Genomic DNA, 14,047 nt, shown 5'->3' on the forward strand with positions numbered 1-14,047 from the left:
CAGGCCGACACCATGAAAAACCTTCACCCGCTCAGTATGCTGACGCTGGCTGTGATGGCGGCGCTCTGGTCACCCAACGGGCGCGGCGAGAGCTACTTCAACCCCGCATTTTTGTCGGAAGATACGGCCACCGTGGCCGATCTTTCGCGTTTTGAGCAGGGGCATCAGCAAGCGCCGGGCGTGTATCGCGTCGATATCTGGCGCAACGATGAATTTATCGGTACTCAGGATCTTACCTTTGTCGCCGCCGAAGGGGCGGCGCCTCCTGCTGCGGGCCTTGCGCCCTGTATTCAGCGCGATTTTTTACAACGTTTGGGCGTCAACATGACGGCCTTTCCGGCGCTCGCCAGTGAGCCGAAAGGGAACTGCGTGGCACTGGAAAACCTGCTGCCGGGAAGCGTCGTGGCGTTTGATTTCGCCTCGCTACGCCTGCGACTGAGCCTGCCACAGGCGGCGATGAGCAACAGCGCGCGCGGTTATATTCCGCCGGACGAGTGGGATGAGGGCATTCCCGCGCTGCTGTTGAACTATAGTCTGACCGGTAACAAAGGCAGCGATGACGACAGTCATTATCTCAATTTGCAAAGCGGCCTGAACTACGGCCCGTGGCGACTGCGTAATAACGGCGCATGGCGCTATACCCGTAATAACGGGCAGCGCCACAGCGAATGGGAAAATATCGGTACCTGGCTCCAGCGCTCGATTATCCCGCTGAAAAGCGAAATGGTGTTGGGCGACAGCAATACCGGAAATGATGTATTCGACAGCATCGGTTTTCGCGGCGGCCGATTGTACTCCTCAGACAGCATGTATCCGGACAGCCTGCAGGGCTACGCTCCGACAGTCCGCGGGATTGCGCGTACGCCAGCGAAGGTGGTGATCCGCCAGAACGGCTACGTGATTTATCAAAGCTACGTGCAGCCGGGCGCTTTTGCGATAAGCGACCTGAACCCGACCTCTTCAAGCGGTGACCTGGATGTGACCGTAGAGGAGAAAGACGGTAGCCAGCAGCGTTATACCGTACCCTATTCCACGGTGCCATTGCTGCAACGTGAAGGGCGACTGAAGTATGACCTGGTGGCCGGGGAGTATCGCAGCGGGAATAGCCAAAAAGACACGCCGTTCTTTGGTCAGGGCACGATGATTGTCGGCCTGCCAGGCGGTTATACCGTTTATGGCGGTACGCAGATGGCGTCGCGCTACGCGGCAGCAGCCATTGGCGCGGGGAAAAACCTTGGCGACTGGGGCGCAATTTCTCTTGATGTGACGCATGCGCGGAGTCAATTGGCTGACGATAGCTGGCATGAAGGGCAGTCTCTGCGTTTCCTGTACGCCAAATCCCTGAACGGCTTCGGCACCAACTTCCAGCTTCTGGGCTATCGCTACTCGACGCGTGGTTTTTATACCCTTGATGATGTGGCGTGGAAACGGATGTCCGGGTATGAGTACTCCGAAACGGAAAACGATAAAAATGGCGTGCCGGATGTCGTGAGTTATCACAACCTCACCTGGAGTAAAAAAGGACGTTTTCAGGTCAACATTTCGCAATCGCTGGGCGATTACGGTTCGGTGTATCTCTCCGGTAGTGAGCAGACCTACTGGGGAACCAGCGACTCCAATATCTGGTATCAGCTCGGCTATGCCGGCGGCTGGAAAGGCATCAGCTACTCGTTGTCCTGGTCCTGGAACCGCTCCGTGGGCATTGATGGCACCGATCGCATTGTTTCTGCGAACGTCTCTATTCCGTTCAGTCTGTTTACACCGAACGGCTATCGTCGCGATAGCGTGCTGGACCGCGCCTATGCGACAGCTTCCGCCAGCCGTAATAAAGACGGTGATAGCAGCTGGCAAACCGGCGTGAGTGGCACGCTGCTGGAAGGACGCAACCTGAACTACAGCGTGACGCAGGGCCATACCAGTAACAACGGTTCCAGCGGCAGTGCATCGGCGAACTGGCAGGCGACGTACGGTACGGTTGGCGCAGGCTACAACTACTCCCGTGACCAGCATGATTTCAACTGGCAATTGGCCGGTGGCGTGGTCGGTCATGCTGATGGCGTGACGTTCAGTCAGCCGCTGGGCGATACCAACGTACTTATCAAAGCACCGGGCGCCAGTGGGGTGAAAGTTGAAAACCAGACCGGGGTGAAGACCGACTGGCGCGGTTACGCTGTCATGCCTTACGCCACGGTGTATCGCTATAACCGTGTGGCGCTCGATACCAACTCCATGAATGACCATACGGACGTGGAAAACAATGTCAGCAGCGTGGTGCCAACTCGTGGCGCGCTGGTGCGTGCGGCGTTTGATACGCGAATTGGCGTGCGTGCGTTGATCACCGTTCGCCGTGGCGATCGTTTTGTACCGTTTGGCGCAATCGTGCGCGAAGTCAACAGCGGCGTCACCAGTATGGCGGGAGAAGAAGGGCAGATCTATCTCAGCGGCCTGCCGTTGAACGGGGAACTGCTCATTCAGTGGGGCGACAGCGCGCAGGAACGCTGTCGTGCAACTTATACGCTCCCGCAGGAGAGTTTAAATCAGGCGATTACCATGATGGGAGCACGTTGTGAACGTTAATAAGAGTATGAAAGGCGCCCTTGCACTGGCGGGGGTATGTCTGGCAATGACGGCGCTTCCCGCCTGGGCTACGGTGTGTGCGAACTCGGACGGTGTGTCAAAAGATATTGCTTACAACCTGACTGATGTCTTTACCAGTGCCAATAACCAGGTGGGGCAGATAGTCACGTTGGCGCAGAAATCGGGCTTAGTCGGTGTTAACGCCATTTGCCCCAAAGGAACCTCAGGCAATACGACCATGCGAAGTTACACCACCGATCTCACGGTCACCAGCGTGGAAGATAAATTTCAGTATGTAAAACTGAATGAATATCTTGATGGCGCCATGAAAATAACGGATGACTTTGCTGGGGAGTTTTACCCTCCTGTGAAATATATCCAGATGGGATCACACCCTAACGTGTCGAAAAACAAAGCTTTTCCGGTAACTGATTCGAAGCTGGTTTTCCGCCTCAAAGTGACCCGGCGCTTTATCAATATGGTGGTCATTCCCCAGCAGACTATGTTTCGGGTCTATGTGACAACCACAAAGGGAGACCCCCTCACCACCGTTGTCTACACCATTAGCTACAGTGGCATCATTGAAGTTCCGCAAAGCTGCGAAATTAACGCCGGGAATGTGGTTGAATTCGATTTTGGCGACATTGGCGCATCGCTGTTTTCTCAGGCGGGAGCCGGCCAGCGCCCGCCGAGCGTGCCTGCGCAGAGCAAAACCATCGGGATTAAATGCACTAACGTGGAAGCGAATGCCTATCTGACGATGCGTATCGAAGCTGAAAAAGTGTCGGGTAATGCGCTGGTTTCCGACAACCCCGATTTAGGCTTCGTGGTTGCCGATGCAAACGGCGATCCGTTAACACCGAATACGCTGGGCAGCACCATTCCGTTCCGCCTGGATGACGCCGCACAGGCGCAGGTGGGTATTCGCGCATGGCCGGTCAGTATTACCGGCAATAAACCGGCAGAAGGGATATTTACATCGCGAGGCTATTTGCGTGTTGATTACGATTAAGAGAGGCAAGATGCCACGTTATTTCACTTATGCCCTGTCATTGCTGGCGATGATAAGTACTTCGCAGGCAGCAACGCCATTGGGCGAAATCAACATAGAACTGCGCGGTAATATCGTGGACTTAAGCTGCGTGGTAAACGCCAGCGATAGCGCGAAAGAAGTCCAGTTGGGATCGTGGCCCACGAAGCAGTTGCAAACCGCAGGCAGCAAAACTCAGGCGATGCCCTTTTCGATTCGCTTGACCGGTTGCCCGCCGGGGGCGGTATCAATCACTTTTGCCGGAACACCCGACGATCAGGACAACACCTTGCTGGCGCTGAATGGCGCAAGCCAGGCCAGTCGTGTTGCGGTGGAGATCCTTGATGAGGACAAAACGCGCCTACCGTTACAGCAGGAGAGTAAAGAGGTGGCTATCGACGCACAAGGGGATGCCACATTGTCGTTTTACGCCAATTACATCTCGACGGCAGACAACCCTCAGCCAGGCAGTGCCGATGCGGATGCGACCTTTACGCTTAACTATAACTGACTTCCCGGGCCCGTTTCGGGCCGGGATTCATGAATGACTAGAGTAATTCGTGGGCTTTCGCATAATCAATCAATTCCACGATAGTATGCACGCCAAGTTTGGTGAAAATATTTGATTTATGTGCACTAATGGTTTTATTGCTCAACAAGAGTTGGGCTGCTATCTCTTTATTAGATAAACCATTAGCAAGATAACATAGTACGGTAATTTCTCGGTTGGATAACGGCATGTCGCTAAACTTATGACGCATGTTACCGCCACCAAAGATATTCATGGAATCTGCCGGGAAGAATGAATATCCGGAGAGAAGCATCTCCACTGCTTTATAGATATCACACAGATCCTTCCGCTTGCTGACAAAACCATTTGCGCCAGCTCTAATCGCCCGACAGGCATAGAACGACTCAGATTTAGATGACAAGAAAAGAACTTTGGTGCTTTCACTGATGTTCTTTATCCGTTTGAGTAATGAAAACCCGTCTGAGCCGGAAAGCTCAATATCAAGTATTACCATATCTACGTCATTATTTCTAATATATTCAATAACTTCATGGCTATTGTCTGACTTGAGAACGACCTTAATCTGTGGGTTTTTTTGGAGCAGGACCTCGATCGACATTCTGACTATAGGGTGTTCGTCCATAATGATAACGGATGCCGGTTTCATCTTTATATGCCTCAGACTGGTGGAATAGTTACGTGGGATTCCTTTACGGAAACTATTACAAGTCGAATGGATAAATAAAAAATTTAATTCTTGTCTTACTTCCAGAGGAGTTATCTATCCCTACTTGTACCATTATAAAGTGACAATTTTGTCCGGTACTTAAACAATGCCTAAACCCTTTAAAAAGGCTTTTCTTATAACACGATAAGTACATGGCTATTATACTTGCTATGAATTGTCCGAAAAGCATTATTAAAGTCGCAACAATCAGTAATTAATATGATGTTCTAGTCAGAAAGTTTATTCAAATTATTTTTGGTATTTACATCCAGGTGTTCAAAATCCTGTAGCGGAGTTGACTTTTTTTTAAGGCATAAATATAAATAGATGCTAAATGTTGAAAATGTGTTAATTGATATGGCGCAATTATTGGGGAATAATCGATCGGTAAACATATCTGGAATGACGCAATTCAACGATTATTCCACAAAAAATTCCTTTTGATCTCAACTCAAGCTATGGGGAGGGCTTAAGGAAAATATTTTATCAGCACAATGCAAAACCCTACTATATCTGGTGGTTACCGACTGACAGGCCTACAAATAGCGCTAATCAGGAGGTTCCTGCCTGAATGTGCGACAGAGTAATGCTCTTTAGAGGCCTTTTTCCATAGTGATTTTTGCTATCCAAATCCGGGTCTTAGGAATAGTTATAAACTTTGCAATATTGTTTAAATTTAACAAAAAAAGATCATTTTGATTAAGTAATTTCTTAAAACAATCTAAGATTTAAGAGGTTAATGAAATTGTCAGTTTGAACTAGCAGAAAGATTTTGCAGCAAGTGAATAAGTTCTGAGCGATGCTGAAGCTTGAGCCGTTCCACCATGCGCCCCAGACGATAGATAATCCTGTGGTAATCTTTGTCGTGATCGCTGGCAATAGATTTCAACGAACGCCCCTGGGTCAGCGCCATCAGAATGAGCCACTCATCGCGCGAAAAATGGCTTTTCCGGTTGAACTGTATCGGCTTAGGCATGAGCAGTTTTTTACGCAGGGTACGAAACGGCGAATGTCGACTGATTATCCGAAGTGCCGTCACTGCTTTCATAAAGCGCAGGGCTTTTTTATCCTGTGTCGGCGCAATCAGATGAATATAATTTTGTGGATACTCGAAACTGATGCGGCGCAAGCGATCCAGCGTTTCGATGGCGGGCGCATCAGTGTAATAAATATCGACCAGCAACTGTACGCCAGGTGCTTTGGGGAGCAGGTCCAGCGCATTATCCAGCGTTGATGTTACCCAGCCGTTACTCAGCGGATAAGGGGCGAAACGAAATCCTTGCCGCAAGAATTGATCGCTGCTGACCAGTATAAAATGGGGAGAGTCGGTTTTATGCGTGAGGGCAAGTGAGTGAGTAAGGCGTTCGAGTCTGTCAAAAAATGGGGGCCAGTCATGTGGATTCTTAAATCCAGGGTGATCGGTGCCTGAACGACGCCTCCTTTCTCTGCGAATTGCGATGCGCATGCTTCTCTTCCTGGCGCCGTCACGCGCGTCTTCACTTATAGCTTATCTAACGGTGCGGTCAAACAGCCAGTAGCAGACATTGTGACACCAGAGGCAGGTTCTTCCCTAAGGCAATACTTAAAGTAAGGTAAGGGTTTTCGCAGCGCTCGGGCCGAAACAGGAAGGGTGGTTAAAAATAAGACAAGGGCTGCTCGCGTTATGTGCATCATCGCGAACAACCCTGATTTAACATTGAAATGGATTGACTCACCGCCCGGTGACCGTATAATTCCTCGCGTTTCACTCCCGTGAAGTCACAACTTCTTCAGTGCGCCCTTAGCTCAGTTGGATAGAGCAACGACCTTCTAAGTCGTGGGTCACAGGTTCGAATCCTGTAGGGCGTACCATTTCACTGCAAACCGTTATTTTCCCTTAGCAAGATAGTTCTCAAGCCACGGCAATAACTGTTTTTTACGGCTCAGCATCCCTTCTACAACACAGGGGGCGTCTGCTTGCTGGCCTTCCGGCGCGGCAAAGTAGAGAGTCGAATACCCGGCATTGATATCCGTCAGCATGACCACCACCCGTTGCGCGCCGGTTTCCTGGATATTCCGCGCCATCTCTTGTTGCAACTCATCCAGTACTGCATCCACCTGACTCAATGAAAACAGTTCGATCTGTGCGGCGTTAACCTTCACACCCTGAATCTGGAATGTTTTGATATCTTTATTCAGCAGCGCTTTCCCGCTTAGCCCCTCAATGCTGGTTTTCGCGGTCAGTAGCCCTGCAATAAAGGCATCTTTCTCGATACCGGCGAGGGTTGACAGTTCTTCAACGGCAAACTTGTCATCAGGCGTCGTGGTGGGGGAGCGAAGCGCGACGGTGTCGCTGATCACGGCTCCCAGCATTAATAGCGCTTCGGCGGGCGTTATCATGCGGCGGATCTCTGGCGTCATCAATTGCCAGAGCAGCGTACTGCTGCTGCCTACCGGCTTCACCCACACTTCCGGCGGCAGGCGCGTCACCAGGCCGCCAAGACGGTGGTGGTCGATGATGCCGACAACGTTACTTTCCGCTAAAGAGGCGGGGCCCTGAGTGGGCTCGGTAAAATCGACCAGCCAGACATCGCGATCGGCGAGAGAATCGGTGAGTAAGGCGGGAACTGGCAGTTTTGCCTGTTCAAAAATAAACTGCGTTTCGCGATTGATTTCCCCACAACGGCAGGCCTGTGCCCGAAGACCGCGCAGCGTAAGCCAGCGGCTTGTCATATACGCGGTGCAAATGGCGTCGCTATCCGGGTGAAGATGTCCAAGTACATTTATCATTGCTTAAACCTTTTCAGGGAAGCATGCTGAGCCGGAAAAAAAGACCAGCCTGACACGCCCCATCGTGAATGAGAGTCATATCAGGCGTCATTAGCCTACGAACGAGGCGGTTGGGGAAGGTGGAACGCCATCACCTTGAGGGGAGTTTGAACCAGGTGGTATCCGCTTTCAAGTTTCTTTCTCGTCAACCTCGCCAGTGCTTAAAACCAGAAACTGTGATCGTATTGCAAAACTTATTTAAATGACAAGCGCTTAGGTGAAGAGAAGATGATTTAAGCCAACCTAATAAAATGAACCTCCATTTTAAAATTATGGATAGTAGGTCTAATAAAACTGCTCCCCTCTTAGCCGGTGCGGTAAAATGATTTCGCACTGAGATCGTTGACTATTGGTATTATCACCTTCTTAGAATAAAAAAATTTTTAGTGGCAAAATTCTTAATGCCGGTGTCATAACTCTTAGTTTAATTCTTCTGAAATCTGATGCTTGCTATTTTTGTGAGTGTTTTGGGACTCTTGTTAAGAACCTTTTTTTGAGCTGCTAGGATTATTCTCGTATATCGAAATTTATTGGCGATTGGTATGATCATTCACCGAATCAATGGATGTTGACAAGGCTTTTTGTCAGTGAAATTATACAAAACAAAGGGAAGGAGGGAGAATGCCGGATAGGTTTAATCTTCAAAAGATGAATTGTATTACGTGCCCTCTTAATTGTGAGATAAAACCCAAAACATCCTTGCGGGTGTCATTTTGTCAAAATTTCTGTTTTGGGATATGGCCAGAGGGAAGTGGTTATTTTTCAATAGGTATTGTAGAAGGAGTGCTGAAGCAAAGTCATAATTATCTTTACAATGGTTGTGTGTTTGTTGATTTTTCGATCAGTTTTCTCAGGTTGCTAATGGACAGGCAATGGATCGATTACCTTCTGGAAACTCGATTGAATATTATTGTCGTTTGCGATAAGCATTTGCAACCGTTGGCGAATTATTGGTTGAAAAATGAGACGGGGATTTTTTTAATTATCTACCCCAACGACAGTATGCCTTATGTTACTGAAAAAATTAAAAATAAGTTTATTGGGCGAGGTGCCGTACCCGTAAAGGGAGAAACCCTGTCGAAACTAGAGCTAAACGTATTACGTGAATTAATGGCGGGCCGTGATTGTACTTCTGTTGCAGCACTTTTCAATATTGATATTAGAAGTGTGTATGCGGCAAAGCAGCGTGTAGAAAAGAAGATGGGAAATGATGTTAACGATCTCTTTCGCTTTTCTTTGGCAATGTGATTAATTTTCATGAAAAACCGCAAGAACTGCGGTTGATATAACAATTCGTTCTTTCAATTTTTGCATCTGGTTTGTCCGATAGATGCTCTGGTTGGCTATTGTCTCCTGTTAGCCGTATTCCTCGAATACGGCCATTGTTTATTATTTACATCAAAGAACATTGTTTATTTCTAATGCTTTTAACAATGAGGGGAAACCCAAGGAGCTCTCTATGATGTTGATACCTCTAAGGCCAAATAAGGTTGCGTTGTATATATCATTTGCTTTAATGACGTCCGGAGGCTATATCTCAGCCTCCAATGCGGCTGTACTGGATGCCACAAGCACACTCTATTACTATGGTTCGAATAATCCCAATGGCGCAGGACGCGATTACACAAATTATGATGAAGTTAACATCATTACCGGAGTAACGGCAAAAACGAGTCCGCTACAAGGTTGGGCGATTTATTTAAACGATGGTTCAACGTACAAATTTAACGATCTCACTGTCAACACAACGGGCATGCTGTCAGACGGCATTCATACTAAAAATGGCGGCGGGCAGGTCGAAATTGAAAATTATAATGCCGTTACCAGCGGCTTCAGTTCCGATGGGATTAACCTTGGACGAGAACTTACTGCGAGCTACGCCAAAGTTACTATAAATAATGAAACCAATATCAAAGCAACAGGAATGGGCGTTCGTGCCAATGCCTCAATAGGCAGCGCAAATGCGGTGGCAACGATCACGCTCAATGGTCAGTCTACTATAGAGACTACCTCATCAGGAGCGACCTGGTCGGGATATGCCGTGTATGCAGGGCAGGATACGGAAAATAGCACGACGCCGTTAGGCAAAGCCGAAATATATATCAATGGCGACAGTAAGATAACTACCGTCGGCAATAATGCGCATGGGGTTTATGCCCGCGCAGCGGGGATGATCTCACTGGGTAATGTGAATATTTCAGCCACAGGGAAAACCGCAAACGGGATTTTTGCTTCCTCCACAATTGCAGATAAAACTGCTGCAATTTATCTTGCGAAAGATGCAAATATTAGCGTAGGGACGGGGTCTGCAATCTATGCCACCGGGAGTGAAGCGTTAATCAAATCTTGGGATGCGGCCTCTAATGCTGAGACATCGGGTGCCTACACTATCAATGGCAATATTCTCAGCGATAAAGGAGCCCTTGTGTCCCTCAATATGGCGCAAGGAAGTGCTTTTAAAGGGATAACAAACTCCTATTCCGATACGGCTGATGCAGGCACGCTGAATTTATCGATTAATGGCGATAATAGCGTCTGGACCATGACGGGTGACTCGGTATTGAATTCGCTCAACCTGGATAGCGGTGCAACGCTGCAATACGACACCGTCGCGAATATCAGCACCGATGAGTTTGTACTCAATGGCGGCGGTGGAGCAGTTGACACTAACGGTTATGACAACACCCTTGGTGAAGTGATTTCCGGTACGGGATCACTCAGTAAAACGGGTGAAGGCACGCTTCTGCTCACGGGAGTCAATACCTACACTGGTGGCACGAATGTAAAAGTGGGCACATTACAACTCGACCCGACAACGGCAACGTCACAGGTAAATCTTGGTAGCGGTGTAGCCAATATCGCACTCGACGCTACGCTCGCCACGCTTGCCGACGGCGCGTTTACCTTCAACAACGCGCTGACCGGCGATGGGTTGTTAGTTGCATCGAACAACGGCGAAGCCTTTAATTTCTCTTCAGCGGTCGGCACAGCGTTTACCGGTACGGCGGCACTGGCTAATAACTCATTTGCGCTTACAGGCGAGAATACCTCCGCCTTGAGCCAGGCCACGTTACGGCTTGATGCCGGTAACATCACCACGGTAGGCGATGGTTCATTAACCGATACGAATCAACAAATTGGTGGCCTGAGTTTTAACGGCGGGAAGGCGATATTCAATGCGAATGTCCCTGCCGATAAAAAAGCCGTCAGCACGATTACGGCGGGTGAACTTGATATCACCGGTACTGGCACTGTACAGGTCACCGTTCCGGCAGATTTCAACAACAGCCAACCCGTACCGGATACGTCTTTATCGCTGCTTGAGCAGGACGACCAGGGAGCGATGGTACAACTGGTCAGTGCCAGCAACGTCACGGGAACCGGCGGCGCTATCGATTTAGTCGATCAAAATGGTAACGCGATTTCCGATGCACGCACGCTGGGTATTACTCAGGATGGCGTCACTGTGGCGGAAGGCACCTATGATTTCGGTCTGACAGCGGGAACAGCATCTGACGGTTTGTATGTTAATTATGGACTTCAACAGGTGAACCTGCTCGGCACGGGTGAGCAGGCGTTAGTGCTGACGCCTGTAACCGGGGCGACGGGGGCGGCAACCGACCTGGGGGCAAAAGTAATTGGTACAGGCGACCTGGCCATTGTTGCAGGTACAGGCCAGCAGGTATCGCTCTCCAACGGAAGTAACAGCTACAGCGGCGTAACCGATGTGCGCTCAGGCACGCTAGTGTTGGCCAACAATAACGTACTTGGTCAGACCTCGGCGCTGAATCTGGATGCGGGTACAGCGGCAGACATGCAGGGTTACAATCAGGCTGTAGGTGCATTGAATACGGCACAAGGGAGCCAGATGACTCTCTCAGGGGCACTCACTATCACCGATAGCCAGCGTGCCGCAGGTGATCACCTCGGAGGCATGATTGAAGCGGGTACGTTGGCGGGTAACGGTTCTCTGAACATTGATCCGAGCGTCGTTCTGGTCAATGGAGCTCAGGATGATTTTACCGGACAGATTGCTCTCAATGGTGGTGCCGAACTCAAGCTGAACGCTGCCAGCGCCTTTAACAGTGCGCAGGGGATCACCCTTACAACGGATGCCGATAGGCTGACTTTTGGTAACCTGAGCAGTGACAATGCCGCATGGACATCGCTCCCGGTAGGTGTGGCAAGTGTAGCGATTGCCGGGCTGGGTAACGTTCAGGCTCAGCAAGGCACAGATATCACGCTTGCGGGGGACAACAGCCACTTTTCTGGCCATTTCCAGGTGGATGAGGGGGCAACGCTGCAGGTTTCTGAAGCGAAAAACCTGGGGAGCGCAGATGTCGCAACGGAAGGGACCCTGGTCGTTAACAACGCAACTGACTGGATGTTGGCGAATAACGTCACCGGTAGCGGCCTGACGCTGAAAAACGGCAGCGGTACATTAAGTGTAGGCTCTTCGATGTCAGGCTTTAGCGGCACCACTGAAGTGGCATCCGGCACGTTGGTAGTGGGAGAAATGGATACGGCGTCCTCAGCACTAGGCGGTGATGTCACGGTAGGGACTGGCGGTATTCTGTCAGGAACCGGCAACGTTGTGGGTCATGTGGATAATGCCGGCGTGATCGCCGCGTATAACGCTCTGGCGGCGATCTCTGGCTACGGTGACGCAAACCGTGCGACCAACCTGAATCTCGGTTCGTTAAATAATACCGGCACAGTTCAACTGGCGGGTTCCAGCGTTGGAAATACGCTCACCATCAACGGTGACTACGTCGGTGATAACGGTACGCTGGTGATGAATACCGTATTGGGTAGTGATAACTCATTAACGGATAAGTTGATTGTTGAGGGTGATACTTCCGGCACGACCAACGTGGTTATTAATAATGCGGGCGGTAGCGGAGCAAAAACCATTAACGGTATTGAAGTCGTTAATGTTGGGGGAAGCTCCGACGGTGAGTTTGTTCAGTCCGGGCGTATTGTGGCGGGAAGTTACGAATACTTTCTGGGGCGTGGGGAAGGCAGCAGCACCGGAAACTGGTATCTGACCAACACAGTGCAACCGACCGATCCAACCGACCCGACGGACCCTACAGACCCGACGGACCCTACAGACCCAGTCGATCCAACAGACCCAGTCGATCCAACAGACCCGGTTGATCCAACGGACCCGGTTGATCCAACAGAACCAACCGACCCGACCGATCCGGTGCATCCTGGCCCATCAACCCATCGTCCTGAAAGCGGTTCTTATCTCGCTAACCTGGCGGCGGCTAACACGATGTTTAACACCCGGTTGCACGATCGCGTGGGCGACACACAGTATACCGATCTGTTAACAGGCGAAGAGAAGGTGACCAGCCTGTGGCTGCGTCAGGTCGGTGGGCACAACCGCTTTGATACGGCGAAGGGACAGTTGAAAACGCAAAGTAATCGCTATGTCGTGCAGTTAGGCGGCGATCTCGCTGCGTGGAGCACCAACGGCCAGGACCGCTGGCACCTTGGCGCGATGGCGGGTTACGGTAATAGCAAAAGTAATACGCAATCGAATGTCACAGGCTACCGTTCTCGTGGACAGGTAACGGGATACAGCGTGGGGCTTTACGGCACCTGGTATGCCAATGAAGCTGATAAAACCGGTACATATCTTGATAGCTGGATCCTCTATAACTGGTTCGATAACACAGTTTCAGGTCAGGGGCTTGCCAGTGAGAAGTATGATTCTGACGGTATCACCGCATCGGTGGAAGGTGGTTACAGCTTCCTGACCGGCAGCAGTGAACGTTCAACATACTGGCTACAGCCGAAAGTCCAGGTAACCTGGATGGATGTGCAGGCAGACAACCATACAGAAGCCAATGGCACACGCGTTAAGGATAAAAGTGACGGTAACCTGCAAACGCGTCTGGGCGTAAGGGCATTCATCAAAGGACATAACGCGATTGATGATGCAAAAGACCGTGATTTCCAGCCGTTTGTTGAAGCTAACTGGATTTACAACACTAAAACCTATGGCGTCACCATGAACAACGTCTCCAGCTACCAGGAAGGCACGCGTAATATTGGTGAAGTGAAAGTCGGTGTTGAAGGCCAGCTTAATAAAAACCTGCATATCTGGGGCAACGTTGCTCAGCAATTGGGTGATAAAGGCTACAGCGATACGCAAGGTGTGTTAGGCATTAAATACGCATTCTGATGTTCCCCTTCCGGTAGTGGCATCATCGCCACTACCGGTTTTATCTTTCCTGCCAAAAACGTTGATTCACTCCACACTTCTGCGTCATTGTCGAAAAGTGCAAGTTTTGCTTAGAAACTGGCCTTCTTTTTCTCTTTCAGCCTGTCAAAAATGCAGATGAAACAAAATTAAAACATAAATTAAACAAATTAGAACATT

Annotated in this window: 8 protein-coding genes, 1 tRNA gene, 1 pseudogene and 1 riboswitch; of the genes and pseudogenes, 7 read left to right on the forward strand and 3 right to left on the reverse strand. The window is 50.0% G+C overall.

The genetic code is table 11. The annotated features are described in order from the left end of the window. Nucleotides 1-12: 12 nt before the first annotated feature. Genes F0Q32_RS18890 through sfmF form a run of 3 tightly spaced genes read left to right on the forward strand, consistent with a single transcriptional unit; the run spans nucleotide 13 to nucleotide 4,118 of the window. Nucleotides 13-2,577 (forward strand): fimbrial biogenesis usher protein, encoded by a 2,565-nt coding sequence (locus F0Q32_RS18890; RefSeq protein ID WP_255475494.1) that lies wholly within the window; start codon nucleotides 13-15, stop codon nucleotides 2,575-2,577. A gap of 7 nt (nucleotides 2,578-2,584) precedes the next feature. Beyond that, nucleotides 2,585-3,589 (forward strand): type 1 fimbria D-mannose specific adhesin FimH, encoded by a 1,005-nt coding sequence (gene fimH / locus F0Q32_RS18895; RefSeq protein ID WP_149464554.1) that lies wholly within the window; start codon nucleotides 2,585-2,587, stop codon nucleotides 3,587-3,589. Between the two features lie 10 nt (nucleotides 3,590-3,599). After that, the gene (gene sfmF / locus F0Q32_RS18900; protein WP_149464296.1) at nucleotides 3,600-4,118 is read left to right on the forward strand and encodes a fimbria assembly protein; all 519 of its coding nucleotides are present in this window, start codon (nucleotides 3,600-3,602) and stop codon (nucleotides 4,116-4,118) included. Between the two features lie 37 nt (nucleotides 4,119-4,155). Here the strand turns inward: sfmF and fimZ are convergent, their stop codons facing one another. Continuing rightward, nucleotides 4,156-4,785, reverse strand: coding sequence for a fimbria biosynthesis transcriptional regulator FimZ (fimZ, locus tag F0Q32_RS18905; protein WP_149464297.1), 630 nt, complete (start codon nucleotides 4,783-4,785; stop codon nucleotides 4,156-4,158). An 808-nt stretch (nucleotides 4,786-5,593) separates the two neighbouring features. After that, on the reverse strand, nucleotides 5,594-6,310 hold the full coding sequence (locus tag F0Q32_RS18910) for a DNA-binding response regulator (RefSeq protein ID WP_149464298.1): 717 nt from the start codon (nucleotides 6,308-6,310) through the stop codon (nucleotides 5,594-5,596). Between the two features lie 309 nt (nucleotides 6,311-6,619). Between F0Q32_RS18910 and F0Q32_RS18915 the strand changes: the two genes are divergently transcribed. After that, nucleotides 6,620-6,696, forward strand: a tRNA-Arg gene (locus F0Q32_RS18915). Nucleotides 6,697-6,711: 15 nt separating this feature from the next. Here the strand turns inward: F0Q32_RS18915 and F0Q32_RS18920 are convergent. Continuing rightward, nucleotides 6,712-7,614, reverse strand: coding sequence for a DHHA2 domain-containing protein (locus tag F0Q32_RS18920; protein WP_149464299.1), 903 nt, complete (start codon nucleotides 7,612-7,614; stop codon nucleotides 6,712-6,714). Nucleotides 7,615-7,688: 74 nt separating this feature from the next. Then, nucleotides 7,689-7,758: riboswitch (Fluoride riboswitch) on the reverse strand. Nucleotides 7,759-8,274: 516 nt separating this feature from the next. Between F0Q32_RS18920 and F0Q32_RS18925 the strand changes: the two genes are divergently transcribed. From F0Q32_RS18925 to F0Q32_RS26830, 3 genes and pseudogenes are all read left to right on the forward strand, one after another. Then, nucleotides 8,275-8,901 carry a helix-turn-helix transcriptional regulator gene (locus F0Q32_RS18925; protein WP_149464300.1) on the forward strand — a complete coding sequence of 209 codons (627 nt, stop codon included), beginning with the start codon at nucleotides 8,275-8,277 and terminating at the stop codon, nucleotides 8,899-8,901. A 1,294-nt stretch (nucleotides 8,902-10,195) separates the two neighbouring features. Beyond that, a pseudogene (locus F0Q32_RS26825) lies at nucleotides 10,196-12,151 on the forward strand (autotransporter-associated beta strand repeat-containing protein); the annotation flags it as partial. 18 nt (nucleotides 12,152-12,169) lie between these two features. After that, nucleotides 12,170-13,849 (forward strand): autotransporter outer membrane beta-barrel domain-containing protein, encoded by a 1,680-nt coding sequence (locus F0Q32_RS26830; protein ID WP_370516896.1) that lies wholly within the window; start codon nucleotides 12,170-12,172, stop codon nucleotides 13,847-13,849. The last annotated feature ends 198 nt before the right edge of the window (nucleotides 13,850-14,047 follow it).

This window comes from Pseudocitrobacter sp. 73 (assembly GCF_008369545.1).
Classification (GTDB): Bacteria; Pseudomonadota; Gammaproteobacteria; order Enterobacterales; family Enterobacteriaceae; genus Pseudocitrobacter; species Pseudocitrobacter vendiensis.